The sequence below is a fragment of the Aeromicrobium phoceense genome (assembly GCF_013868155.1).
GTDB lineage: Bacteria > Actinomycetota > Actinomycetes > Propionibacteriales > Nocardioidaceae > Aeromicrobium > Aeromicrobium phoceense.
Window position 1 is genome coordinate 2,114,949 of record NZ_JACEOG010000001.1, and the last position, 24,810, is coordinate 2,139,758.

At 70.3% G+C, this 24,810-nt stretch carries 27 protein-coding genes; 14 read left to right on the plus strand and 13 right to left on the minus strand.

Translation table 11 applies throughout. From position 1 onward, the window contains the following. Positions 1-69: 69 nt before the first annotated feature. Genes gap through H1W00_RS10180 form a run of 5 tightly spaced genes read left to right on the plus strand, consistent with a single transcriptional unit; the run spans position 70 to position 3,671 of the window. Positions 70-1,068 carry a type I glyceraldehyde-3-phosphate dehydrogenase gene (gap, locus tag H1W00_RS10160; protein WP_181755598.1) on the plus strand — a complete coding sequence of 333 codons (999 nt, stop codon included), beginning with the start codon at positions 70-72 and terminating at the stop codon, positions 1,066-1,068. 8 nt (positions 1,069-1,076) lie between these two features. Then, positions 1,077-2,273, plus strand: coding sequence for a phosphoglycerate kinase (locus H1W00_RS10165; protein WP_181755599.1), 1,197 nt, complete (start codon positions 1,077-1,079; stop codon positions 2,271-2,273). Next, positions 2,270-3,067: a triose-phosphate isomerase gene (gene tpiA, locus H1W00_RS10170; protein ID WP_181755600.1), complete on the plus strand. Its 798-nt coding sequence runs from the start codon at positions 2,270-2,272 to the stop codon at positions 3,065-3,067. Before H1W00_RS10165 ends, tpiA begins: the two co-directional genes overlap by 4 nt. A gap of 14 nt (positions 3,068-3,081) precedes the next feature. Continuing rightward, a complete protein-coding gene (secG, locus tag H1W00_RS10175; RefSeq protein WP_078698291.1) occupies positions 3,082-3,318 on the plus strand; it encodes a preprotein translocase subunit SecG in 237 nt (78 codons plus the stop codon). Then, positions 3,315-3,671: an RNA polymerase-binding protein RbpA gene (locus tag H1W00_RS10180; RefSeq protein WP_376785958.1), complete on the plus strand. Its 357-nt coding sequence runs from the start codon at positions 3,315-3,317 to the stop codon at positions 3,669-3,671. The genes secG and H1W00_RS10180 overlap by 4 nt, the downstream gene beginning before the upstream one ends. 126 nt (positions 3,672-3,797) lie before the next feature. On the opposite strand, the gene pgl is transcribed toward H1W00_RS10180, so the two are convergent. From pgl to tkt, 6 genes are read right to left on the minus strand one after another with little or no spacing between them, the layout of a single operon-like run. Continuing rightward, complete coding sequence (gene pgl, locus H1W00_RS10185) at positions 3,798-4,496, minus strand: 6-phosphogluconolactonase (RefSeq protein WP_181755602.1); 699 nt, start codon at positions 4,494-4,496, stop codon at positions 3,798-3,800. Positions 4,497-4,498: 2 nt separating this feature from the next. Further along, positions 4,499-5,407, minus strand: coding sequence for a glucose-6-phosphate dehydrogenase assembly protein OpcA (locus tag H1W00_RS10190; protein WP_181755603.1), 909 nt, complete (start codon positions 5,405-5,407; stop codon positions 4,499-4,501). Continuing rightward, the gene (gene zwf, locus H1W00_RS10195; protein WP_181755604.1) at positions 5,407-6,924 is read right to left on the minus strand and encodes a glucose-6-phosphate dehydrogenase; all 1,518 of its coding nucleotides are present in this window, start codon (positions 6,922-6,924) and stop codon (positions 5,407-5,409) included. Before zwf ends, H1W00_RS10190 begins: the two co-directional genes overlap by 1 nt. After that, entirely contained in the window at positions 6,921-8,480 is a 1,560-nt protein-coding gene (locus H1W00_RS10200; RefSeq protein ID WP_181755605.1) for a glucose-6-phosphate isomerase, read from the minus strand. The genes zwf and H1W00_RS10200 overlap by 4 nt, the downstream gene beginning before the upstream one ends. Before the next feature lie 2 nt (positions 8,481-8,482). Continuing rightward, positions 8,483-9,571 carry a transaldolase gene (tal, locus tag H1W00_RS10205; RefSeq protein WP_181755606.1) on the minus strand — a complete coding sequence of 363 codons (1,089 nt, stop codon included), beginning with the start codon at positions 9,569-9,571 and terminating at the stop codon, positions 8,483-8,485. A gap of 23 nt (positions 9,572-9,594) precedes the next feature. Next, a complete protein-coding gene (gene tkt / locus H1W00_RS10210; protein WP_181755607.1) occupies positions 9,595-11,778 on the minus strand; it encodes a transketolase in 2,184 nt (727 codons plus the stop codon). 82 nt (positions 11,779-11,860) lie between these two features. Here tkt and H1W00_RS10215 point away from each other — a divergent pair, with 82 nt between their 5' ends. Genes H1W00_RS10215 through H1W00_RS10225 form a run of 3 tightly spaced genes read left to right on the plus strand, consistent with a single transcriptional unit; the run spans position 11,861 to position 13,725 of the window. Further along, complete coding sequence (locus tag H1W00_RS10215; protein ID WP_338072870.1) at positions 11,861-12,796, plus strand: heme o synthase; 936 nt, start codon at positions 11,861-11,863, stop codon at positions 12,794-12,796. A 27-nt stretch (positions 12,797-12,823) separates the two neighbouring features. Continuing rightward, on the plus strand, positions 12,824-13,189 hold the full coding sequence (locus H1W00_RS10220) for a hypothetical protein (protein ID WP_181755608.1): 366 nt from the start codon (positions 12,824-12,826) through the stop codon (positions 13,187-13,189). After that, positions 13,186-13,725 (plus strand): GNAT family N-acetyltransferase, encoded by a 540-nt coding sequence (locus H1W00_RS10225; protein ID WP_206679997.1) that lies wholly within the window; start codon positions 13,186-13,188, stop codon positions 13,723-13,725. Before H1W00_RS10220 ends, H1W00_RS10225 begins: the two co-directional genes overlap by 4 nt. Here H1W00_RS10225 and H1W00_RS10230 read toward each other — a convergent pair. From H1W00_RS10230 to H1W00_RS10240, 3 genes are read right to left on the minus strand one after another with little or no spacing between them, the layout of a single operon-like run. Further along, positions 13,619-14,491 (minus strand): COX15/CtaA family protein, encoded by an 873-nt coding sequence (locus tag H1W00_RS10230; RefSeq protein ID WP_181755609.1) that lies wholly within the window; start codon positions 14,489-14,491, stop codon positions 13,619-13,621. The two genes, H1W00_RS10225 and H1W00_RS10230, sit on opposite strands and share 107 nt — an antisense overlap. Further along, positions 14,482-15,252 (minus strand): ABC transporter permease, encoded by a 771-nt coding sequence (locus tag H1W00_RS10235; protein WP_181755610.1) that lies wholly within the window; start codon positions 15,250-15,252, stop codon positions 14,482-14,484. Before H1W00_RS10235 ends, H1W00_RS10230 begins: the two co-directional genes overlap by 10 nt. Beyond that, on the minus strand, positions 15,249-16,193 hold the full coding sequence (locus tag H1W00_RS10240; RefSeq protein ID WP_338072871.1) for an ABC transporter ATP-binding protein: 945 nt from the start codon (positions 16,191-16,193) through the stop codon (positions 15,249-15,251). Before H1W00_RS10240 ends, H1W00_RS10235 begins: the two co-directional genes overlap by 4 nt. 31 nt (positions 16,194-16,224) lie before the next feature. Here H1W00_RS10240 and H1W00_RS10245 point away from each other — a divergent pair, with 31 nt between their 5' ends. Further along, entirely contained in the window at positions 16,225-17,313 is a 1,089-nt protein-coding gene (locus tag H1W00_RS10245; RefSeq protein ID WP_181755611.1) for an ATP-dependent DNA ligase, read from the plus strand. 1 nt (position 17,314) lies between these two features. On the opposite strand, the gene H1W00_RS10250 is transcribed toward H1W00_RS10245, so the two are convergent. From H1W00_RS10250 to H1W00_RS10265, 4 genes are all read right to left on the minus strand, one after another. Beyond that, positions 17,315-17,698: a DUF2510 domain-containing protein gene (locus tag H1W00_RS10250; RefSeq protein ID WP_181755612.1), complete on the minus strand. Its 384-nt coding sequence runs from the start codon at positions 17,696-17,698 to the stop codon at positions 17,315-17,317. Between the two features lie 105 nt (positions 17,699-17,803). Continuing rightward, on the minus strand, positions 17,804-18,868 hold the full coding sequence (locus tag H1W00_RS10255; RefSeq protein ID WP_181755613.1) for a DNA polymerase domain-containing protein: 1,065 nt from the start codon (positions 18,866-18,868) through the stop codon (positions 17,804-17,806). 15 nt (positions 18,869-18,883) lie between these two features. Beyond that, positions 18,884-19,768 (minus strand): hypothetical protein, encoded by an 885-nt coding sequence (locus H1W00_RS10260; protein WP_181755614.1) that lies wholly within the window; start codon positions 19,766-19,768, stop codon positions 18,884-18,886. Next, positions 19,762-20,280 (minus strand): hypothetical protein, encoded by a 519-nt coding sequence (locus H1W00_RS10265; RefSeq protein WP_181755615.1) that lies wholly within the window; start codon positions 20,278-20,280, stop codon positions 19,762-19,764. Before H1W00_RS10265 ends, H1W00_RS10260 begins: the two co-directional genes overlap by 7 nt. A gap of 114 nt (positions 20,281-20,394) precedes the next feature. Between H1W00_RS10265 and H1W00_RS10270 the strand changes: the two genes are divergently transcribed. Genes H1W00_RS10270 through sufC form a run of 5 tightly spaced genes read left to right on the plus strand, consistent with a single transcriptional unit; the run spans position 20,395 to position 24,809 of the window. Further along, a complete protein-coding gene (locus H1W00_RS10270; protein WP_420826877.1) occupies positions 20,395-21,111 on the plus strand; it encodes a helix-turn-helix transcriptional regulator in 717 nt (238 codons plus the stop codon). Then, complete coding sequence (gene sufB, locus H1W00_RS10275) at positions 21,108-22,544, plus strand: Fe-S cluster assembly protein SufB (RefSeq protein ID WP_181755616.1); 1,437 nt, start codon at positions 21,108-21,110, stop codon at positions 22,542-22,544. Before H1W00_RS10270 ends, sufB begins: the two co-directional genes overlap by 4 nt. After that, complete coding sequence (gene sufD, locus H1W00_RS10280) at positions 22,541-23,731, plus strand: Fe-S cluster assembly protein SufD (RefSeq protein WP_241732835.1); 1,191 nt, start codon at positions 22,541-22,543, stop codon at positions 23,729-23,731. Before sufB ends, sufD begins: the two co-directional genes overlap by 4 nt. After that, positions 23,728-24,054: a Rieske (2Fe-2S) protein gene (locus tag H1W00_RS10285; RefSeq protein WP_181755617.1), complete on the plus strand. Its 327-nt coding sequence runs from the start codon at positions 23,728-23,730 to the stop codon at positions 24,052-24,054. The genes sufD and H1W00_RS10285 overlap by 4 nt, the downstream gene beginning before the upstream one ends. Further along, complete coding sequence (sufC, locus tag H1W00_RS10290) at positions 24,051-24,809, plus strand: Fe-S cluster assembly ATPase SufC (RefSeq protein ID WP_181755618.1); 759 nt, start codon at positions 24,051-24,053, stop codon at positions 24,807-24,809. The genes H1W00_RS10285 and sufC overlap by 4 nt, the downstream gene beginning before the upstream one ends. The last annotated feature ends 1 nt before the right edge of the window (position 24,810 follow it).

The window sequence follows — 24,810 nt, forward strand, 5'->3', positions numbered from 1 at the left end:
CATTCGACCGGGGGACGTCGGTAGGGTGAGGACGTAATCGAGTCTTCACCCGGCAACTCAGGAGCAACCGTGACTGTTCGCGTAGGTATCAACGGATTCGGCCGCATCGGCCGTAACTTCTTCCGCGCGGTGCGTGCCGCCGGCGTCGACGTCGAGATCGTGGCCGTCAACGACCTGACCGACAACAAGACGCTGGCCACCCTGCTCAAGTACGACTCGATCCTGGGTCGCCTCGACGTCGACGTGAACTTCGACGACACCGCGATCTACGTGGGCGACCAGAAGATCGTCGCCTTCGAGGACCGCGACCCGGCCAACCTCGACTGGGCCTCGGTCGGCGCCGACATCGTCGTGGAGTCCACCGGCTTCTTCACCGACGCCACCGCGGCCAAGGCCCACATCGACGGCGGCGCCAAGAAGGTCATCATCTCGGCCCCGGCCAAGAACGAGGACATCACGATCGTCATGGGCGTCAACGACGACCTGTACGACCCGGCCTCGCACACGATCATCTCGAACGCCTCGTGCACCACGAACTGCCTCGCGCCGATGGCCAAGGCCCTCAACGACGGCATCGGCATCGAGCGTGGCCTGATGACCACGATCCACGCCTACACGCAGGACCAGAACCTCCAGGACGCGCCGCACAAGGACCTGCGCCGTGCCCGCGCCGCCGCGCTGAACATCGTCCCCACGTCCACCGGTGCCGCCAAGGCCGTCAGCCTCGTGCTGCCCGAGCTGAAGGGCAAGCTCGACGGCTACGCGCTCCGCGTGCCCACGCCCACCGGCTCGGCCACCGACCTGACCTTCACGGCCAGCCGTGAGACGTCGGTCGAGGAGATCAACGAGATTGTCCGCAAGGCCGCCGAGGGCTCGACGTACCTCAAGTACAACGAGGACCCGATCGTCTCCACCGACATCGTCACCGACCCGCACTCGTGCATCTTCGACGCGCCGCTGACCAAGGTCACCGGCGACCTCGTGAAGGTCGTCGGCTGGTACGACAACGAGTGGGGCTACTCGAACCGCCTCGTCGACCTCGCCTCGCTCGTCGGCAAGTCGCTCTGAGCTCGCTCGTGAAGACGATCGACGACCTCGGCGACCTGAAGGGCAAGCGCGTCCTGGTCCGCAGCGATTTGAACGTGCCCCTCGACGGTGCCACCATCACCGACGACGGCCGCGTGCGGGCCAGCGTCCCGACGATCCAGAAGCTGGTGAAGAAGGGCGCCCGCGTCCTCGTCGCCGCGCACCTGGGTCGGCCCAAGGGCGCGCCCGACCCGCAGTACTCGCTGTCGCCCGTCGCGATCCGGCTGAGCGAGCTGCTGGGGGAGAGCGTGCGCTTCGCGTCCGACACCGTCGGCGTGGACGCCCAGCGGACCGTGCAGGAGCTCAAGGACGGCGAGGTCGCCCTGCTGGAGAACGTCCGGTTCAACGCCGGCGAGACCAGCAAGGACGACGCCGAGCGCGGCGCCTTCGCCGACGAGCTGGCGGCCCTGGCCGACGTCTTCGTCTCCGACGGCTTCGGCGTGGTGCACCGCAAGCAGGCCAGCGTCTACGACGTGGCGCAGCGCCTGCCCGCCGCCGTGGGCGGCCTCGTGCAGGCCGAGGTCGACGTCCTGCAGCGGCTCACGGCGTCTCCCGAGCGGCCCTACGCGGTCGTCCTGGGCGGCTCGAAGGTCTCCGACAAGCTCGGTGTCATCGACCACCTCCTCACGAAGGCCGACACGCTCGTGATCGGCGGCGGCATGGTGTTCACGTTCCTCGCGGCCCAGGGCCACGGGGTCGGGAAGTCGCTGCTGGAGCAGGACCAGATCGACGTCGCCAAGGGCTACCTGGATCGCGCCGAGCAACTCGGCGTGTCCATCGTGCTGCCCACCGACGTCGTCGTGGCGCCGGAGTTCGCGGCCGACGCCCCGGCCACCACGGTCTCGATCGACGCGATTCCGGACGACCAGATGGGTCTGGACATCGGGCCCGAGTCGGCGAGCGCGTTCGCCGAGGTCATCCGAAGCGCGAAGACGGTGTTCTGGAATGGCCCGATGGGCGTGTTCGAGATGGCGGCCTTCGCGGCCGGCACCCGCACCGTCGCGCAGGCCCTCACCGAGGTCGACGGCCTGTCGGTCGTCGGTGGTGGCGACTCCGCCGCCGCCGTGCGCCAGCTCGGCTTCGAGGACTCCCAGTTCGGCCACATCTCGACCGGTGGCGGCGCGAGCCTGGAGTACCTCGAGGGCAAGACCCTGCCCGGACTGGCCGTACTGGAGGAGTCAGCATGACGCGTACGCCGCTGATGGCGGGCAACTGGAAGTCCAACCTGAACCACCAGGAGGCGGTGGTCCTCGTCCAGAAGCTGGCGTGGACCCTGTCGGACAAGAAGCACGACCACGCCAGGAGCGAGGTCGTGGTGATCCCGCCCTTCACCGACCTGCGCAGCGTCCAGACGCTCATCGACGGCGACAAGCTGCCGATCGGCTACGGCGCGCAGGACGTCTCCGCGCACGACGGTGGCGCGTACACCGGCGAGATCTCCGCGGCGATGCTGGCGAAGCTCGGCTGCTCGTACGTCGTCGTCGGCCACTCCGAGCGCCGTGAGTACCACGCCGAGTCCGACCAGCTCGTGAACGAGAAGGCCGCCAAGACGCTCGCCGCGGGCATGACGCCGATCGTGTGCGTCGGCGAGGGCCTCGAGGTCCGCCAGGCCGGTGAGCACGTCGCGTACACGCTCGCCCAGGTCGACGGCTCGCTGGCCGGCTTCACGGCCGAGCAGGTCGCCGGACTCGTCATCGCGTACGAGCCCGTGTGGGCCATCGGCACCGGCGAGGTCGCCACCCCCGAGGACGCCCAGGAGGTCTGCGCGGCCATCCGTGGACGCCTGGGGGAGACCTGGGGTACCGAGGCGGCCGACCAGACCCGTATCCTTTACGGCGGATCGGTCAAGGCGGCGAACGTGGCCGCGATCATGGCGAAACCCGATGTCGACGGAGCGTTGGTCGGCGGGGCGAGCCTGGTCGCGGAGGAGTTCGCCGGGATCGCCCGGTTCTACGACATGCCAGACCTCCAGGGGTCCTGACCGAAGGGAGAGACGTGGTCATCGCGTTCTCCGTGCTGCTCGCCCTGAGCAGCGTGCTCATGATCGTCCTCGTGCTGATGCACAAGGGCCGAGGCGGCGGTCTGTCCGACATGTTCGGCGGTGGTGTCTCCAGCTCGCTGAGTGGCTCGTCCGTCGCCGAGCGCAACCTCGATCGCATCACCGTCGGCACCGCCGTGGTGTGGGTCGTGTGCGTCTTCGCCCTCGGCCTGCTGCTGAAGGTGAGCAACTGATGGCCGCCGGAGCAATTCGCGGCAGCCGCATCGGCGCCGGCCCCATGGGCGAGGCCGAGCGTGGCGAGGCCGCACCGCGCCAGGCGATCTCGTACTTCTGCGTGAACGACCACTCGGTCACGCTGAACTTCGCGATCGAGGCCGAGGTGCCCGCCGAGTGGGACTGCCCGAAGTGCGGCATGCCCGCCAGCATGGACTCGGACAACCGGCCCGACGCGCCCAAGACCGAGCCGTACAAGACCCACCTGGCCTACGTGAAGGAGCGCCGCTCCGAGACCGAGGCCGCCGACATCCTCAAGGAAGCCCTCGACACCCTGCGCAGCAAGCGCAAGACCGGCGAGATCATTTTCTGAGGACACCCGTCTGAGACGACGAACGCGGCCACCCTGCTCCGGCAGGGTGGCCGCGTTCTCTCTGTCATTCGGCGTGATCTCGATACACCGTCTCGCTGCGCTCGCCGGCACTCGATCACCGGTTGATCAGCGCGGCAGGCGCGAGGCGGCGGCGGTGTCGAGGAACCAGACGGTCTCCTCGAGCCCGCGCGCGCCGGCGGCGGGCGCCTGGTCGATCGGCGTGCCGGTCATGGCCTTCGCGACCGCCTCGGCCTTGTCGGCGCCCGAGACCACGAACCAGGTGGCGCGGGTGTGGTTCAGCGCCGGGTAGGTCAGCGAGATGCGCTCCGGGGGCGGCTTGGGGGAGTCGAAGACCTCGACGGCGAGGCGCTCGGTCTCGTGCACCTGCGGGTGACCGGGGAACAGGGACGCGATGTGCGCATCGGGCCCCACGCCGAGCAGCACCACGTCGAACGGGTCCTCCGGGAGGGTCTTCGCGTAGGCGTCGGCCGCCTCGGCCATCGAGAGCTCGCAGCCGTGCGCCGGCATGGCGTGGACGTGCTCGTCGGGGATGCCCAGGCGGTCGAGGAAGCCCTCGCGGGCCTGGCGGTCGTTGCGGTCCTCGTGGCCCTCGGGCACGAAGCGCTCGTCGCCCCACCAGTACTCGGCCACGCGCCAGTCGGCGTTCTCGCTCGACACGCGACCGTAGATCTTCGTTGCGATGGACCCACCGGTGAGCACGATCCGCGGGGTGCGTCCCGCGGTGGCGACGGCGTGCACGCGAGCCGCGAGCTGGCGCGACACCGCCAGCGCCAGGTCGTCGGCGCTGTCGAAGATCTCGATCATCCTCAGTCCTTTCCGGTGTGCAGGTGCTGCAGGGTCTCGCCGTAGATCTCGTCCGCGTCGAGGCGGCGCAGGTCCTCGGCCAGCAGCTCGGGGATCGTGCGGCGGCGGATCGGCACCACGCGGGGCGACGAGCCGGGCACGCTGAACTCACAGCTCATCTCGCTCGTGCGCTTGATGTCGATGTCGCCCACGTCGGTGAACAGGGTGACGCGCTGGATCTGCGAGCCGGAGTCGTCGTCGACGAACTCGATCGGCACGCCGAGGCGGCACTCGAGCCACGCCTGAAGCAGGACGGCGACCGGGTTGATGTCGTCGGCCAGGATGCGGCCGCCGGTCGCCGAGCCCGAGGTCTGGTCGAGCGCCGCGGCGAGCAGGGCGCGCCACAGCGTGAGCCGGGTCCAGGCCAGGTCGGTGTCGCCCGGGTCGTAGCCGGGCGCGAGCTTGTGCAGCCACTGCACCGGCGCCGGCGTGCGCTCGGAGTCGGTCAGTCGACGGCGGGCGAGGCGACCGATGGGATCGAGGGAGGGCTCCAGCGGGCCCACCCCGGGCCACCAGACCACGACGGGGGAGTCGGGCAGCAGCAGGGGCAGCACGGCCGACTCGGCGTGCTTCACGAGCGGGCCGGACATGCGCAGCAGCACGGATTCGCCCGGAGAGCCCGCGCCGACCCGCACGCGGGCGTTGAGGCGCGGCTTGCCCCGTCCGTCGCCCAGGATGACGCCCAGGACGCGGGAGGGGTGCTCGTGCTGCAGGACGTTGGCGGACTTCATCGCCTCGGCCACGTTCTCGTCGTCGGTGACGATGAGGAAGGTCAGCACCATGTCCATCGCAGGGCTGCCCGCGAGCGAGCGGCCCCGGGTCAGCGCCTTGGCCACCGCTGCGGCGTTCGTGTCCTCGAGTAGCAGGTCCATCAGGGTCGCCTCCAGACGCGGCCGTCGCGCGCCAGCATGTCGACCGCGGACTGCGGGCCCCACGTGCCGGCCTGGTACGTGTCGATCGAGCGCTTGCGGGACCAGTGATCCATCACCGGGTCGAGGATCTGCCAGGACAGCTCGACCTCCTGGTGCTGCGGGAACAGCGGCGGGTCGCCCAGCAGGACGTCGAGGATGAGTCGCTCGTACGCCTCGGGGCTGCTCTCGACGAACGAGCCGCCGTAGACGAAGTCCATGTTGACGTCGCGGATCTCCATCGTGGTGCCGGGCACCTTGGCGCCGAACCGCATCGTGACGCCCTCGTCGGGCTGGATGCGCATCACGAGGGCGTTGTGCCCCAGCTCGGTGACGTCGTTGCTCTCGAACGGCAGGTGTGGCGCCTTCTTGAACACGACCGCGACCTCGGTGACGCGCCGGCCGAGTCGCTTGCCGGTGCGCAGGTAGAACGGGACCCCGGCCCAGCGACGCGTCTCGATGTCGAGGCGCAGCGCCGCGAAGGTCTCGGTGAGGGACTTGGAGTCGATGCCCTCCTCCTCGAGATACCCGACGACGGGCTGGCCACCCGCCCAGCCCTCGACGTACTGGGCGTGGGCGGTGTGCTTGTCGAGGTCGTCGGGGAGCCGCACGCTGCGCAGGACCTTCTGCTTCTCGACGCGCAGGCTCGCGGCGTCGAAGGCGACGGGCTCCTCCATCGCCACGAGGGCCAGCAGCTGGAGCAGGTGGTTCTGGATCACGTCGCGGGCGGCGCCGATGCCGTCGTAGTAGCCCGCGCGCGAGCCGATGCCGATGTCCTCGGCCATCGTGATCTGCACGTGGTCGACGTACTGCGCGTTCCACACGGGCTCGAACATCTGGTTCGCGAAGCGCAGGGCCAGGATGTTCTGGACCGTCTCCTTGCCCAGGTAGTGGTCGATGCGGAACACGGACTCGGCCTCGAAGACGTTGCCGATGAGCTGGTTGAGCTCCTTGGCCGACTCGAGGTCGTGGCCGAAGGGCTTCTCGATGACCACGCGGCGCCAGCCCGTGCCGGGCTTGGCCAGGCCGTGCTCGTCGATCTTGGACACGACCGTGGGGAACAGGCCCGGCGGGATCGACAGGTAGAAGGCGTGGTTGCCGCCGGTGCCCTGCCGCTCGTCGAGCTTCGTGAGGGTCTTGGCGAGCTCCTCCCACGCGTCGTCGTCGTCGAACTGGCCCGGCACGAACTTGATGCCGGCGGCCAGCTGCTTCCAGACCGTCTCGCTCCACTCGGTGCGGGCGCCGGCCTTGGCGGCCTTCTTGAGCAGGGCGGCGAACGTGCCGTCGCCCCAGTCGCGCCGGGCGAAGCCGACGAGGCCGAAGCCCGGGGGCAGCAGGCCGCGGTTGGCCAGGTCGTAGATCGCGGGGATGAGCTTCTTGCGCGCCAGGTCGCCGGTGACGCCGAACATCACGACGGTGCAGGGTCCCGCGATGCGCGGCAGACGGCGGTCGCGCGGATCGCGCAGGGGATTGGGGCTCATGCCAGGGCGTCCTTGATCGCTCGCAGTCCGGCGTCGACGTCATGCAGGTGCAGCCTCAGGACCGGGCGTCCCTTGTCGCGCAGGACCTGGGCGTCACCGGCGGCCTGCGACACGATGAACTGGCCGAGGGTGAAGTCCCGCCCGGGCACGGCGAGGTCCTCCGCCGGGTCGCACGTGACCTGCAGGAAGACTCCGACCGGTGTCCCACCCTTGTGGTACTGGCCGGTGGAGTGCAGGAAGCGTGGACCCCAGCCGAACGTGACCGGTCGGCCGAGTCGTCCCGCGAGCTGCGGTGCCAGCGACTCCAGCCCCTTCAACGACCAGCGGTCGAGGTAGAACTGCAGCGCGAGGTACTCCCGCTCGCCGACCCGGTCGAGCAGCTGGCTGATCGCGTCTTCGATGCTCTTCGCCGAGGACCCGTAGATGTCGGCGACCTCGCCGGCATGGTCGGGCTCGGGGAGCGAGGCGTCGCCGCCCAGCAGCTCGCGGGCCGCCGCCTTGGCGCTCTCGACGTCGGGCTGGTCGAACGGGTCGATCGACAGCAGGCGTCCGGCGACGGCCGTGGCGACCTCCCAGATCAGGAACTGTCCACCGAGCGAGCCGTGGACCGCTGCGGCCCAGGGAGCGTCGGGAACGTCCTCTGTCCCGAGGTGGACGACGAACTCGTCGGCCGTGGTGGGGTCGGTCGCCGACTGGGCGACGACCGGGAGGATGCCGGTGGCGTCCTTGCCCGTCGACTCCGCCACGAGCTGCTCGATCCAGTCGCCGAGGCCGTGACCGTCGTGGTCGAACAGGACGACCTTGTCGACTCCCTCGCGGGCGGCGACGCCGAGTGCGGCGCCGAGCTCGAGGCCGTCGTTCTCGGGGCTGTCGTCACTCAGCGAGGGCACGACCTCACCGGCCTGGTCGAGCAGCGCCCCGATGTCGGCGCCAGCCAGACCGCTGGGGACCAGCCCGAACGCCGTCAGCGCCGAGTAGCGGCCACCGACGTGGGGATCGGCCCGGAAGACGCGGTAGCCCGCGGCGGTGGCCTCCTCGTCGAGGGGCGAGCCCGGGTCGGTCACGATCACGAGGTGGCCGGCCGGATCGAGGCCGGCGTCGCGGAACGCCTGCTCGAAGATCCGGCGCTGGCTGTCGGTCTCGACGGTGCCGCCGGACTTGCTCGACACCACCACGACGGTGCTCTCGAGGTCGTGGACCGCCGACCTGACCATGTCGGGCTGCGAGGAGTCCAGCACGTCGAGCGACACGCCGGCGGCGGCGCAGATGACCTCGGGCGCGAGCGACGAGCCGCCCATCCCGCACAGCACCACACGCGTGATGCCGCGGGAGGCCAGCTCGTCGCGCAGGGCCTCGATGTCGGGGACGAGCGCGCGCGAGGACTCGTGCAGGGTCACCCAGGAGAGCCGGATGGACGCCTCGGACTCCGCCTCGGGACCCCAGAGGGTGCCGTCCTCGGCGAACAGCCGAGAGGCGAACCGTTCCGCGACGAGCGCCTGGACGGCGCCGTCGACCGACTCGTGCTGGGGCGGGTGGACGCGGAGCCGGTTCGTCATGCTCAGGCCTTGTCGAGCTCGGCCCGGACGGTCTCGAGGAGCTCGGCCCAGGAGTCGTCGAACTTCTGGAGCCCCTCGTCCTCGAGCTTCTCGACGACCTCGTCGTAGGAGATGCCCTGCGCCTCGAGGTCGTCGATCACCTGCTGGGCCTCGGCGGCGCGGCCGGTGACCGTGTCGCCGGTGACCTCTCCGTGGTCGGCGAAGGCCTCCAGCGTCTTCTCGGGCATCGTGTTGACGGTGCCCCGCACGACCAGCTCGGTGACGTAGAGGGTGTCGGAGTAGGCCGGGTCCTTGACGCCCGTGGAGGCCCACAGGGGCCGCTGCGGGTGCGCGCCCTTCGCGAGCAGCTCCTTGGCCCGGTCGGACCCGAAGACCTCCTCGTAGGCCGCATACGCCAGCCAGGCGTTCGCCAGCGCCGCCTTGCCGCGCAGGGGGCTGTCCTGGGGGAGCCGGCCGTCGACCTCGGCGTCGACGCGGCTGACGAAGAACGACGCGACCGAGTGGATCTTCGAGAGGTCGCGACCCTCTGCCGCGGCCTGCTCGAGGCCGTAGAGGTACGCGTCCATCACGCCGCGGTAGCGCTCGAGGGAGAAGATCAGCGTGACGTTGACGCTGATGCCCTTCGCGATCGACGCGGCGATCGCCGGCAGGCCCTCACGGGTGGCCGGGATCTTGATCAGCAGGTTCGGGCGGTCGATCTCGTTCCACAGCCGCTCGGCCATCTCGACCGTGCCGTCGGTGTCGCGGGCGAGGCCCGGCTCGACCTCGATCGACACGCGGCCGTCGAAGCCGTCGGTGGCGTCGTAGACCGGACGCAGGATGTCGCAGGCGTCGCGCACGTCCGTGGTCGTGATCGCGAAGACCGTGGCGTCGACGTCGGCGCCGGAGGCCTTGAGCTCGGCGACCTGCTTCTCGTACTTCTCACCCTTGGCGAGAGCGGACGCGAAGATCGTCGGGTTGGTGGTGACGCCCACGACGTGACGCTCGGTCACCAGCTGGGCGAGGTTGCCGGTCTCGATGCGCTCGCGGGAGAGGTCGTCGAGCCAGATCGACACCCCCGCGTCGCTGAGAGCCTTCAGTCGTTCGGTCATGTCGATCACTCCTGAGATGGTGGTCAGTGGGTCGTGTCGGGGAGCACCGGGCCGGTCGGTCGGGCGAAGACCGGCACGCCCCCCTCGTGCTGGGCGGCCTGGATGGACTCCATCGCCGCGTCGGCCGTGGAGGCGGCCGTGATGCCGAAGCGCTCGTACAGCTCGCTGTAGTTGGCCGAGGCGCCGAAGTGCTCGAGGGAGACGATCCGTCCGGCGTCGCCGACGATGTCACGCCAGCCGAACGCGACACCGGCCTCGACGACCACCCGCGCCCGCACGTGGGGCGGGATGACGCTGTCGCGGTAGGCCTGGTCCTGCTCCTCGAACCACTCGCGGCACGGCATCGAGACGACGCGCGCGCCGATGCCCTGCTCGGCCAGCGTGCTGCGCGCCTGGACGGCGAGCTGCACCTCCGAGCCGGTGGCCACGATGACCACGTCGGGCGTGGCGTGGTGCAGCTCGGCGGGGGAGTCCAGCAGCACGTAGGCGCCCTTGGCGGCCTCCGACGCGGCGGCGTACTCGCCGTCGCGCGGGAAGACGGGCAGGTTCTGGCGGCTGAGCGCCAGCGCCGCGGGCCGGTGGTGGCGCTGCAGGATCGTGGACCAGACGGCCACCGTCTCGTTGGCGTCGGCCGGGCGGACCACGTCGAGGCCGGGGATCGTCCGCAGCGCGGCGAGGTGCTCGACCGGCTGGTGCGTCGGTCCGTCCTCACCGAGGCCGATGGAGTCGTGCGTCCACACGTAGGTGACGGGCAGCTCCTGCAGCGCGGCCAGGCGCACCGCGGGGCGCATGTAGTCGCTGAAGACCAGGAACGTGCCGCCGTACGGCCGCGTGGGGCCGTGCAGCGCGATGCCGTTCATGATCGAGCCCATCGCGTGCTCGCGGATGCCGAAGTGCAGCACGCGGCCGTACCAGTCGCCGGAGAACTTCTTGGTGGAGTTCTGCGGCGGCAGGAAGGACGGCTGGTCCTTGGGGGTCGTGTTGTTCGAGCCGGCGAGGTCGGCCGAGCCGCCCCACAGCTCGGGCAGGTGCGGCGCGGCGGCCGACAGGAAGTCGCCCGAGGCCACGCGGGTCGCGACGCCCTTCTCGTTCGGCTCGTAGACCGGGAGGTCGGCGTCCCAGCCGTCGGGCAGCTCGCGCGACGTCAGGCGGTCGAGCAGCGTCTTGCGCTCGCCGTTGGCCGTGACCCAGAGGTCGAAGCGGGTCTGCCACTCCTCGCGGGCGTCGGCGCCGCGCTGGATCGCGCCCCGCGTGTGCTCGAGCACGTCGTCGTCGACGGCGAACTCGACCTCGGGATCGAAGCCGAGCAGCTCCTTGGTGGCCTTGATCTCGTCGGCCCCGAGCGCGGAGCCGTGCGCCGCGCCGGTGTTCTGCGCGTTCGGTGCGGGCCAGGCGATGATCGTGCGCAGCACGATGAGGCTGGGGCGGTCGGTGACGAGCTTCGCCGAGGCGAACGCGTCGGCGAGGGCGTGCACGTCCTCGCGGTACTCGCCGCCGCCGTGGGTCCAGTCGACGGTCTGCACGTGCCAGCCGTAGGCCTCGTAGCGCAGCGCGACGTCCTCGGTGAACGCCACGTCGGTGTCGTCCTCGATGGAGATCTTGTTGTCGTCGTACAGCAGCGTCAGGTTGCCCAGCTCCTGCAGGCCGGCCAGGGAGGAGGCCTCGCCCGAGACGCCCTCCTGCAGGTCGCCGTCGGAGCAGATCGCGTAGATGTCGTGGTCGAACGGGCTCTCACCCGGACCGGCGAAGGGATCGAAGAGGCCGCGCTCGCGGCGGGCGGCCATCGCCATGCCCACGGCGTTGGCGACGCCCTGGCCCAGCGGGCCGGTGGTCACCTCCACGCCGGGGGTGTGGCCGTACTCGGGGTGACCCGGCGTCTGGCTGCCCCACGTGCGCAGGCTCTTGAGGTCGTCGAGCGACATCGGGTAGCCCGACAGGAAGAGCTGGATGTACTGGGTCAGGCTCGAGTGGCCGCACGACAGCACGAACCGGTCGCGGCCGATCCACGACGGATCGGCGGGATCGTGCCGCATCAGCTTCTGGTAGATCAGGTACGCGGCGGGCGCCAGGCTCATCGCGGTTCCGGGGTGGCCGTGGCCGGCCTTCTGGACGGCGTCGGCCGCCAGCAGTCGCGCCGTGTTGACGGCGCGGTCGTCCACGTCCGACCAGTCGATCGTCGGTTCAGTGGCATGAGGGGCGTTGGTCACCGCGGCACTCCTGGGTCGTCACGTGGTTGGTCGAACGAGGTCTGCGTCTTGAGCCTATCCGTCGGGCATTAGACTCTGCCATGTGACCGTCACTCCGCATGCCTCCGACGAGCACACCCGAATCGATCGGCCCAGTCGCCGCGATGTGGTGCTCGCCTACGTGGCCCTGACCAAGCCCCGCATCATCGAGCTGCTGCTGCTCACCACCGTGCCGGTGATGTTCCTGGCGCAGCAGGGCGTTCCCGACCTGTGGCTCGTGGTGGCGACCCTGATCGGCGGCACGCTCTCGGCCGGGTCGGCCAACGCGCTGAACTGCGTCGTCGACGCCGACATCGACCAGAAGATGCGTCGCACGGCGCGCCGTCCGCTGCCCCGTCACCAGGTGGGCACGCAGGCCGCGCTGAAGTTCGGCCTCATCCTGGGCGTGCTCTCGACCGCCTGGCTCGGCCTGACGGTCAACTGGCTCTCGTCGGCGCTCTCGCTCGCCGCTAACGTCTTCTACGTCGTGGGCTACACGATGATCCTCAAGCGGCGCACCACGCAGAACATCGTGTGGGGCGGCGCCGCGGGCTGCTTCCCGCCGCTGATCGGCTGGACCGCCGTCACGAACGAGCTGGCGTGGACCCCGATCCTGCTGTTCCTGGTCGTCTTCTTCTGGACGCCGCCGCACTTCTGGGCGCTCGCGATGCGCTACCGCGAGGACTACGCCGCCGCCGACGTGCCGATGCTGCCGTCGGTCGCCCCGTCGGCAGAGGTCGGCCGTCAGATCGTCCGCTACACGTGGGCCACGGTCCTGACTTCGGTGCTGGTGTGGCCGGTCGCCGACACGGGCTGGTTCTTCCCGTCGATGGCGATCCTGCTCGGCATCGTCTTCCTGCTGGAGGCCTACGACCTGCGGGCCCGCGCCCGCGAGACGGAGGAGCTGTCGATCATCAAGCCGATGCGGCTGTTCCACTTCTCGAACGCGTACCTGGCGCTGCTGTTCGTGGCCGCCGCGATCGATCCCTTCATCGGGTGAGCGCCTGACGCGCCGTAGGCTCGAGCCATGCGCGCCTTCCTCTCCTGGATCCTCCCGGCCGTCGCCACGTTCGCCGCGTGGTGGCTCTTCCTCGGGATGGACGAGAACGACACCTACTCCGTGCTGCAGGTGGCCGGCCTCGTCGTCGTCCTGATCGTGATCGGCATCGCGGCAGGCTGGCTCGCACGCAGCAGTGAGCTGCTCGGCGTCATCGTCTCCGCCGTGGTCGGCGTGGCCGCCGCCTGCTGGACGAGCTGGTCCGACGACGAATCGGGTCTGTTCGTCGTGGGCTGGGGGATGGTCGTGTTCGGCATGGTGGTCAGCACCGTCCTGGTCGTCATGATCACCTCCGCGTACCGCCAGTCCCGGCTGCGCCGCGACGCCCAGCCGTGACGACCCCGATCCGGCCCGTCGAGCCCGATGACTGGGACCGCTGGCGCGCGATCCGGTTGCGCGCCCTCGAGGAGGACGCGCCCGCCTTCGCCTGCAGCGCGCACCGCTGGATCGAGGGTGGCGACAGCGAGCAGCGCTGGCGCGAGCGGATCGCCGCGCCGGGTCGCCTCTTCCTGGCGACCCAGGACGGCCGGGACGTCGCGATGATCGGACTCGCCCCCGGTGACGAGCTCGAGCTCATCTCGATGTGGGTCGCGCCGGAGGCCCGGCGCAGCGGGATCGGCGTGGCGCTCGTCGAGACCGTGGTGCGCGCGGCGGGAGCGCGGCCGCTCCGGCTGCGCGTCATGGCGCAGAACGCCGGAGCGATCGCCTTCTACGAGAGGTGCGGCTTCGTGCTGACCGGCGAGCCGGTCGACGAGGAGGGCACGCTCACGATGCGGCGGGCCGGGCCGCCAGCCACCACCACGTGGTCACCGCCAGCAGAACGGCCGCGCCGACCAGGTGCGTCGCCACCAGCACGATCGGCAGATCAGTGAAGTACTGCACGTAGCCGACCAGTCCCTGCGCCATCCCGGCGACCAGCACGAGCAGGCCGATGCGGCGCGCACGGTCGCGCAGCAGCACGATGGCGACGACGGTCAGGATGAGGAACAGCCACACGGAGACCGCGTGGGTCCGGCTCCACCACGCCGGGTCGAGGTCGTTGCGCGGCGCGTCGGCGTCGCCCGCGTGGGGGCCGCTGCCCGTCACGATCGTGCCGAGGTAGATCGCCGCCAGCAGCACGACGTACGCCGCCCGCACCACCCAGGCCGCCCGGGGCTCCACCGTGCCCTCCGCCTCGCGCAGCGAGACCAGGAACACCGTGGACGCGACCACCAGCGCCATGGACAGGATCAGGTGCAGCGACACGATCCACGGGTTGAGGTCCGTCAGCACGGTGATGCCGCCGATGACGCCCTGGAACGGGATGCCGATCGCGATGCCCAGCACGAGGCGCAGCTGCGTGCGCGTGGCGCCGGTCCAGCGCCACGTGGCGACGACGGCACCGATGGCGACGACGACCAGGACGTACGTCAGCATGCGGTTGCCGAACTCGATCGCGCCGTGCCAGCCGAGGGCGCCGTGGGGGACGAACGACTCGTCGGTGCACCGGGGCCACGTGGGGCAGCCCAGACCTGAGGCCGTCAGCCGCACCAGCCCACCCGTCAGGATGATCAGGGTGTTGGCGACGAGGTTGGCCCACGCCCACTTCTCGACCGTCGACTTCGACACGGTGCGTCGAGAGACCGCACTCACTCCCATCGGAACCACCTTCCGGCGGCTGCCGCGGCACCCACGGCCCACGCGGCGATCACCGCCACGGAGAACGTACCGGGCGAGCCGGTCATGAACGCGTCGCGCAGCCCCTCGCCGAGAGCGCCCGAGGGCAGCAGCGCCAGCAGGCCGCGGACGGCCTCGGGATACTGGTCGAGCGGGAGCAGCAGCCCTCCGCCGACCAGGAGCAGCACGTAGACGAGGTTGGCCAGCGCGAGCGTGGCCTCGGCCCGCAGGGTGCCGGCCAGGAGCAGGCCGAGCCCGCCGAACGCCACGGTGCCGAGCAGGCCCAGCACGAGGAGCCAGCAGGTGCCGGCCACGGGTGCGTCGGGCCGCCAGCCGAGCGCGACGGCCAGCCCGCCGAGGACCGCGAACTGCGCGAGCTGCAGGATCGCGACGGCGCCGACCTTGCCGGCCAGCAGTCCGCCGCGGGACAGGGGAGTGGCGCCGAGGCGCTTGAGCACGCCGTAACGGCGCTCGAACGCCGTCGCGATCGCGAGCGACGTGAACGACGTGGAGACGATGGCGAGCGCGAGCACACCGGGCGCCAGCACGTCGAGGGGCTGATCGCTGTCGATGAACCGGTCGGATCGCGAGCCCACGACGAGCAGCAGGATCGGGATCACGAAGGTGACCACCATCTGCTCGCCGTTGCGGACGGTGAGCTTCAGCTCCATCGCGGTCTGAGCCCACGTGCGGCGCAGGCGCGAGGCCGCGCCCGGCGCGGGGGAGAGGTCGAGGGACGTCATCGCAGCTCCCGCCCGGTCAGCTCGAGGAACCGGTCCTCGAGGGTCTGGTGCTCGACCAGGACGGATTCGATCAGGACGTCGTGCGCCGCGCACCAGCCGGTGATGCGGTGCAGGACGGCCGGGTCGACCTCCGTGGTGAGCACGTACTGGCCGGGGTCGGGCTCGGCCACGGCGGCGCCCTCGGGCAACTCCTTGACCAACGAGTCGCGGTCGAGGCCCGCGCGCGTGCGCAGGCGGATCGTGTTCTGGGCGCCCGCGGCCACGAGCTCGGAGGGCGTCCCCGAGGCGATCACGCGGCCGGCGTCGACGATGTGGACGTGGTCGGAGAGCTCCTGGGCCTCGTCCATGTAGTGCGTCGTCAGGACGGTCGTGACGCCGTGGTGGCGCAGCTCGTCGACGAGGTCCCACGTGGCCCGGCGCGACTGCGGGTCGAGCCCGGCGGTGGGCTCGTCGAGGAACACCAGCTCCGGGCGGCCCACGATCGCCATCGCGAGGGACAGGCGCTGCTTCTGGCCGCCCGAGAGGCGCCGGTACGAGGTGCGGCCGAACGACGCCATCCCGAGCCGCTCGACGAGGGGCTCGACGGGCAGCGGGTCGGCGTACAGCGAGGCCATGTGGCGCAGCATCTCGCCGGCGCGGACGCCCAGCCAGGCGCCGCCGGACTGCAGCATCACGCCGACACGGGGGCGCAGCTCGGTGGCGTCGGCCACCGGGTCCAGGCCCAGGACGCGCACGCGGCCCGACTGCGGGCGTCGGAAACCCTCACAGGTCTCGATCGTGGTGGTCTTCCCCGCGCCGTTGGGCCCGAGGATCGACGTGACGGTGCCCGGCTCGACCGTCAGGGTGAGTCCGTCGACCGCGCGGACCTCCGCGCCGCCGCGGCCGTATCGCATGACGAGGTCGCGAACCTCCACGGCGGGAGTCGTCGTCGTCGAGGGCACCAGAACATTCTAGGTGTGGCAGGTTGAAGCCATGGACCTGCCCGTGATGCCACCGCTGGCACCGATGCTCGCCAAGTCCGCGAAGCAGGTGCCGCACGCCGACGGCCACCTGTACGAGCCCAAGTGGGACGGCTTCCGCGCCATCGTCTTCCGTGACGGCGATGAGATCGAGATCGCCAGCCGCTCGACCAAGTCGCTCACCCGCTACTTCCCCGACGTCGTGGAGTCGATCCGGCAGAACGTGCCCGAGCGCTGCGTCCTCGACGGCGAGATCGTGATCGCCAGCGACGGCCGGCTGAGCTTCGACCTGCTCTCGAACCGCATCCACCCTGCGGAGTCGCGCGTCACCATGCTCGCCCGCGAGACGCCCGCCTCGTTCGTGGCCTTCGATCTCCTCGCCCTGGACGACCGCTCGTTCCTCGACGAGCCGCTGTCGGTCCGGCGCGAGGCGCTCGTGGAGGCGCTGTCGGGCGCACGGCCGCCCGTGCACGTCACCCGGGTCACCGCCGACCCCGAGGAGGCCGAGCGCTGGTTCACGACGTTCGAGGGTGCGGGACTCGACGGCGTGATCGCGAAGCAGCTCGACGGGGCCTATGTCCCGAACGGCCGGGCGATGCTCAAGGTGAAGCACGCGCGCACGGCCGACGTCGTGCTCGCCGGCTACCGGCTCCACAAGAACTCGACCACCGAGCGGCCGCTGCTGGGCTCGATGCTCCTCGGCATCTACGCGGACGACGGGCGGCTCCAGCACGTGGGCGTCGCGGCCTCGTTCACCGAGGCGCGTCGCGCGGAGCTCATCGACGAGCTCGCGCCGCTGGAGCTGGCCGAGGGGGAGTCCCACCCGTGGGACCTCTGGCGTGACGAGCAGGCCCAGGCCTCGGGTCGCCTGCCCGGCGGGCAGAGCCGGTGGACGGGCACGAAGGACCTGTCGTTCGTGCCGCTGCGCCCCGAGCGGGTGCTGGAGGTCGCCTACGAGCACATGGAGGGGGAGGGCGACCAGGCCCGCTTCCGCCACATGGGCCGGTTCCAGCGCTGGCGCCCCGACCGTGAGCCGGAGTCCTGCACCTACGACCAGCTCGAGGAGGTCGCGCGCTACGACCTCGGCGACGTGCTGATCTGACTCACCAGGGCTCGAACTCCTCGAAGTCCTCGACCTGGAACGTCTCCACCTCGGTGGGAACCTGCTCGGACGAGGAGTCGCGGGCGACCGTGCTCATGAGGAAGAGCAGGGCGACGGCCACGGCGGCGATCAGTCCCGCGATGACGAATCCGCTGATCCCGGCCCGTGCCTGGTGCGGCAGCGAGCCACGAATCGGCACCTCCTGGCCGTTGAGCAGCATGTACCCGTCGCGAATGCGTTGCCGCGAGCCCGTGGCGCGAGGGGCCGTCGCAGCGGAGCGACCTCCCTCGACGCGTTCGGTCCACGCGGATCCGTTCCAGTAGCGGCGTCCGCCGCCGCCGGCCGGATCGTCGTACCAGCCCGCGGGCGCCTGCTTCTGGGTCACCTGCTGACAGTAGCGAACCGCCCCGCCGGAGGGAGCCCGACGGGACGGCCCGTGACCGTGGAACGGACGTCGGGAATGAACATGACGTAACCCTCAGTTGCGTTGTCAGTCCGTCTCGTCGGCCTTCTTGCGCGACGGCTGCACGCGGCGCGGCTCGCCCGGCATCTTGGGGTAGTCCGGCGGGTACGGCATCTCGCCGAGTCCGTTCTCCTCGTCTCGGTCGTACCAGTCGAGCAGCGTCTGCAGCGAGTGGTGGACGTCGTCGATCTCCGACCACGGGTCGGGTCGTCGCTCCAGCAGTGTTGGAACGGTCGTGAGGTTCAGTTCGCGCGGGTCCTCGACGTCGAACAGCTCGTCCCACGTCAGGGGTGTGGAGACGGGCGCACCCGGCTTCGGGCGCAGGCTGTAGGCGCTGGCGATGGTGCGGTCGCGGGCGTTCTGGTTGAAGTCGACGAAGATCGCGGCGCCCCGCTCCTCCTTCCACCAGGCCGTGGTGACGGCGTCGTCGCGGCGCTCCAGCTCACGGCCGAACGCCAGGGCCGCGTGACGGACGTCGGTGAACGTCCAGCGCGGCTCGATCCGCGCGAAGATGTGCACGCCGCGGTTGCCGCTGGTCTTGGCGAAGCCGCGGATCCCGATCTCCTCGAGCAGCTCCTTCGCCACCTTCGCGACCCGCTGCGCGTCGTGGAAGTCGGTGCCCGGCTGGGGGTCGAGATCGATGCGGATCTCGTCGGGGTGGTCGACGTCGGCGCGGCGCACGGGCCACGGGTGGAACGTGATCGTCCCCATGTGGGCGGCCCAGGCGGCGACGGCGATCTCGGTGGGGCAGATCTCGTCGGCACGACGGCCCGAGGGGAAGTGGATGCGCACCGTCTCGAGGTACGGGGGAGCGCCCTTGGGGACGCGCTTCTGGTAGAACGCGTCGCCGTGGCCGTCGGCGCGGGTGGCCATCACCATGTCCTCGCGGACGCCCTTGGGCCAGCGCTCCAGCGTGGTGGGGCGCTCGCGCAGCGCGCGCATCAACCCGTCCTCGACGGCCACGTAGTACTGGACCACCTCGAGCTTGGTGATGTCCGGCGTGCGGTCGGTCTTCTCGTAGATCACGCGGTCGGGGCTGGAGACGCGCACGGCGCGCCCCCCGGCCTCGACCTCGGCTGCGGCTGCCCCCATGGGGCGACCCTACTGTCAGTCGACCTCGGTGACGATGGATTGGACTTCGAGGACCGGCACGGCGGTCGTGGCCGTCGTGCTGATCGTGAGCAGGTCCTGGGCGCCGGCCGGGACGTCGATGACCTGGCCGCCCATCTCGAAGCGGATGTCGTACGTGATCGTCATGGTGGCCTGGTAGTCCCCGGCTCGCCGGAACGTCATCGAGCACTCGTCCGACTTGGCGGTGACCAGCGGGCAGTCGATCGTCTGGCCGCCGGCGCTGACGGTCATGCCGCGCGGCGAGGCGATCGCTCGCATGCCGAGGGCGGGGGAGCCCACGACCTCGCCGGCGGGGGCGCCCTCGGCCCACCACCAGGTGTCGAGGTTCACCAGCGTGCGCGTCGGCGGGTTGAACACCGCGGTCACGGTGGGCAGCTGCAGGGCGCCGCGGGCCGCCTCGATGCGGTCGAGGATCGTGACCATCTCGAACTCGGTGTCCCAGTAGTAGGTGCGGATCTCCTCGGCGTCGGCGTTCTCCTTGCACGACGTGAAGATGAGCTTCTCCGCATCCTCGGGCTTGTCCTTCAGGCTCGGGTCGTCCTCGCGAGCCTTCTCAATGTCCTGGATCGCGGCCGGGTCGTTCATGTAGCAGGCGCGGTTGCCCTGGCAGAACTCGTTCCACAGATCGAAGAAGGTGCACTCGGGCGTGGCGGGGGTGCCGCCCCCGCCACCGTCGCCGCCGCCTCCATCGTCGCTGCCGCCCGACCACGTGATGCAGCCGTACTGCAGGCCGTCGGCCGCGGGATCGGTGTCGCCCCAGGCGGTGCAGACGGGGTCGGCGTGGGCCGGGACCATGAGCACGAAGAGCGTGACCATGACGGTGGCCAGCAGGGCGCCCGTGCGCCGGGCGAGGGTCAGCACGAGATCCCGCTCGGGGTGTCGGCCTCGCCCACGATGAGCCAGGTGCCGTCGGTCTGCTCGAGCCGGTGGCTGCTGGCGTACCAGCCGGCGGCCTCGGGCTCGACGACCTCGCCGTCGGCCTCGGCGCCCCACTTGTCCTCATTGACGCAGACCGTGGCGATCGCGGAGGTCCCGTCGACGGTGGCGGTGTAGTCCCGCAGTTCCGGCTCGCCGGTGCGGCGGAAGTTCCCGGCCTCGAACTGCGCGTAGCGCGCGAGCATCGGCTCGGTCTCCGAGGGGGCCAGGGTGCGGCTGAAGTCGGCCGTGTCGTAGGCGCCCGAGGTCTCGACCCGGACGCGCTCGTCCCAGTAGGCCTCGAGGACAGCGACGGCCTCGTCCTGCGCGGAGGCGGTCGGCGTGGGCGTCGTGGTGGTGGGCGTGTCGGAGCCGTCGTCGCCACCACAACCGCCCAGCAGCAGCGCCCCGGCCAGTGCCATCGCGCACGTCGTCATGCGCATCCCCCTTGCAAGCATGGGCACGATTGTAGTGAAGATCCGCCCTCAGGTCTCCTCGCCCGTGGGTGAGGTGCGGCTCACTGAGGCGAGCCTTCGTTGAATGCGGGGAATCAATAACGCAACAATGGTGTTGTGAAATACGTGAGCGTGGATCATGAGGTGTCGTCGGTCGACGACCTCTCCACGCGCGATCGCGTCGCCGAGAGCATCCTGGAGAACGGTCCCAGCACCGCCACGAGCCTGGCCACCCGCCTCGGACTCACCCCCGCCGCCGTGCGTCGCCACCTCGAGCACCTCGTCGAGCACGGCCTCGTGGAGTCGCGCGAGGAGCGCGTCCGCGGCCAGCGCCGCCGGGGCCGTCCCGCTCGGGTCTTCGTCCTCACCGCCGCCGGCCGCGACACGTTCGCCCACACGTACGACGACCTGGCCGCCGACGCGCTGCGCTTCCTGCGCGCCACGGGCGGCGACTCCGCCGTCATGGACTTCGCGCGCCACCGGCTGACCGAGTTCCGCAACCGGTACGAGCGGCTGCTGGCCGACGTCCCGGTCGAGGACCAGGCCTCGGTGCTCGCGCGGGCGCTGACCGACGACGGCTTCGCGGCCTCGGCCAGCTCCACCCCGCTCGGCGAGCAGATCTGCCAGCACCACTGCCCGGTGGCCCACGTCGCCGAGGAGTTCCCCCAGCTGTGCGAGGCCGAGACCGAGGTCTTCGCCGAGCTGCTGGGCTCCCACGTCCAGCGCCTGGCGACCATCGCCCACGGCGATGGCATCTGCACCACGCACCTGCCCCGCACCACCCAGTCCACCCATGTCACCGCTGTGTCTCCAACTGAAGGGGAGTCGTCATGACGACCACGAACGACACGACCTCGATCGAGGACCTGAACCCGGGTCTGAAGGATGTCGGAAACTACGAGTTCGGCTGGCACGACGCCGACGTCGCCGGAGCCAGCGCGCAGCGCGGTCTCAGCGAGGCCGTCGTGCGCGACATCTCGGCCAAGAAGAGCGAGCCCCAGTGGATGCTCGACCTGCGCCTGAAGGGCCTCAAGCTCTTCAATCGCAAGCCGATGCCCACGTGGGGTGCCGACCTCGACGCGATCGACTTCGACAACATCAAGTACTTCGTCCGGTCGACCGAGAAGCAGGCGACCACGTGGGAGGAGCTCCCCGAGGACATCAAGAACACGTACGACCGCCTGGGCATCCCCGAGGCCGAGAAGCAGCGCCTCGTCTCCGGCGTCGCCGCGCAGTACGAGTCCGAGGTCGTCTACCACCAGATCCGCGAGGACCTGGAGCAGCAGGGCGTCATCTTCCTCGACACCGACACCGCGCTGAAGGAGCACCCCGAGCTCTTCGAGGAGTACTTCGGCACCGTGATCCCGGTCGGCGACAACAAGTTCGCCGCGCTGAACACGTCGGTCTGGTCGGGTGGCTCGTTCATCTACGTGCCCAAGGGCGTCCACGTCGACATCCCGCTGCAGGCCTACTTCCGGATCAACACCGAGAACATGGGCCAGTTCGAGCGCACGCTGATCATCGCCGACGAGGACTCCTACATCCACTACGTCGAGGGCTGCACCGCGCCGATCTACAAGACCGACTCGCTGCACTCGGCCGTCGTGGAGATCATCGTGAAGAAGGGCGCCCGCGTCCGCTACACGACGATCCAGAACTGGTCGAACAACGTCTACAACCTCGTCACCAAGCGCGCCACCTGCGAGGCCGGCGCCACGATGGAGTGGGTCGACGGCAACATCGGCTCCAAGGTCACGATGAAGTACCCGGCCGTCTACCTCATGGGTGAGCAGGCCAAGGGCGAGACGCTGTCGATCGCGTTCGCCGGCGAGGGCCAGTACCAGGACACCGGCGCCAAGATGGTGCACGTCGCGCCGAACACGTCCAGCTCGATCCTGAGCAAGTCCGTCGCCCGTGGCGGCGGCCGCACGTCCTACCGCGGCCTGCTCCAGGTCAACGAGGGCGCCTACGGCTCCGCCAGCACCGTCAAGTGCGACGCGCTGCTGGTCGACCAGATCAGCCGCTCGGACACCTACCCGTACGTCGACGTCCGTGAGGACGACGTGACCCTCGGCCACGAGGCGACCGTCTCCAAGGTCAGCGACGACCAGCTCTTCTACTTCATGCAGCGCGGCATGGAGGAGGACGAGGCCATGGCGATGATCGTCCGCGGCTTCGTCGAGCCCATCGCTCGCGAGCTGCCCATGGAGTACGCGCTGGAACTGAACCGACTCATCGAGCTGCAAATGGAGGGTGCTGTCGGATGACGACCGCAACTGTCGAGGGAACCGACAACGGCATGGCGGCCGCGCTGGAGCTGGACCACGTCCAGAGCCACCTGCACCCCGAGCCGTCGTACGACGTCGAGGCCCACCCCAAGCCCACCGGCCTGGAGGAGATCTGGCGCTTCACGCCGCTCAAGCGGCTGCGTGGACTGCTCGACGGCACGCCGTCGGACGCCAGCCTGGAGTGGAAGGACGAGCTCCCCACCGGCGCCACGCTGACCACGATCACCACCGACGAGGCCAAGGCGATCGGCGGCATCGCGCCGCTCGACCGCCTCGCGGCCCTCGCCGTGCAGAACGCCGGCGGCGCCACGCTGCTGTCGATCGACGGCGAGCTCGACGCCCCGGCGCGCATCCGCCTGAGCGGCACCTCGGTCGAGCAGACCGTGTGGGGCCACGTCGTCGTGAAGGTCGCGCCGTTCTCCAAGGCCACGATCGCGTTCGACCACGTCGGCTCGGCCACCTACGCCACGAACGTCACGTACGTCGTCGGTGACGGTGCCCAGCTCGACGTCGTGAACCTGGTCGACTGGGAGGACGACGCCGTCCACGCCGTGCAGAACGGCATCAGCGTCGGCCGCGACGCGGCGGTCCGCTTCTTCGAGTTCACCCTCGGTGGCGACCTCGTCCGCTCGTCGACCAACGTCGACTACCGCGGCCCCGGCGGCAGCGTCGACCTGCTCGGCATCTACTTCGCCGACGCGGGCCAGCACCTCGAGCACCGCCAGTTCGTCGACCACACGGCGCCCCGCACCCGCAGCAACGTCGAGTACAAGGGCGCGCTGCAGGGCCAGGACGCGCACACCGTGTGGATCGGCAACGTCCTGATCCGCAAGGTCGCCGAGGGCATCGACACGTTCGAGCAGAACGACAACCTCGTCCTCACCGACGGCGCGCGCGCCGACTCGGTGCCGAACCTCGAGATCGAGACCGGCGACATCGCCGGCGCAGGCCACGCGTCCACGACCGGTCGATTCGACGACGAGCACCTGTTCTACCTGCAGAGCCGCGGCATCGACCCCACGGAGGCCAAGCGCCTCGTCGTGCACGGCTTCTTCAACGACATCATCCGCCGGATCGGCGTCGAGGACCTGCAGGAGCGCCTCCTGTCGGCGATCGAGGACGAGCTGGCCGCGGTGGTCGGCAACCCCGCGGCGGTGACCGAATGACCTTCAAGGAGGTCGCGAAGCTCGCCGACGTCCCCGAGGGCGCGGCGCTTGGCATCGAGTTCGAGGGGCACGACCTGGCCCTGGTGCGCGACGGCGACACCGTCTACGCCATCCAGGACTGGTGCTCGCACGCCGAGATCCCGCTGTCCGACGGCGACGTCGAGGGCTGCGAGATCGAGTGCTTCCTGCACGGGTCGCGCTTCGACCTGCGCACCGGCAAGGCCCTCGGCCTGCCGGCCACCGAACCCGTCCCCGTCTACCAGACCAAGATCGAGGGAGAGACCGTCTGGGTCGACCTCCCGAACCAAGGAGAAACAGCATGAGCACCCTGGAGATCAAGAACCTCCACGTGTCCGTCGACACCGAGGACGGTGCCAAGGAGATCCTCCGCGGCGTCGACCTGACCATCAACTCCGGCGAGGTCCACGCCATCATGGGCCCCAACGGCTCGGGCAAGTCCACGCTGGCGTACTCGATCGCCGGACACCCCAAGTACACCGTCACCGAGGGCGAGGTGCTCCTCGACGGCCAGAACATCCTCGAGCTGAGCGTCGACGAGCGCGCGCGTGCGGGCCTGTTCCTCGCGATGCAGTACCCGGTCGAGATCCCGGGCGTCTCCGTCGCCAACTTCCTGCGCACGGCCAAGACCGCCATCGACGGCGAGGCCCCCAAGCTGCGCACGTGGGTCAAGGACGTCAACGCGGCGCTCGAGCGGATGACGCTCGACCCGTCGTTCTCCTCGCGCTCGGTCAACGAGGGCTTCTCCGGCGGCGAGAAGAAGCGCCACGAGATCGCCCAGCTCGAGCTGCTGAACCCGAAGTTCGCGGTGCTCGACGAGACCGACTCCGGCCTGGACATCGACGCCCTGCGCGTCGTCTCGGACGGCGTCAACCGCTACTCGGCGCAGGGTGACCGCGGCGTGCTGCTGATCACGCACTACACGCGCATCCTGAACTACATCGAGCCCGACTTCGTCCACGTCTTCGTGGCCGGCAAGCTGGCCGAGACCGGTGGGCGCGAGCTCGCCGAGCTGCTCGAGGCCGAGGGCTACGACAAGTTCACCAAGGCGGCCGTCTGAT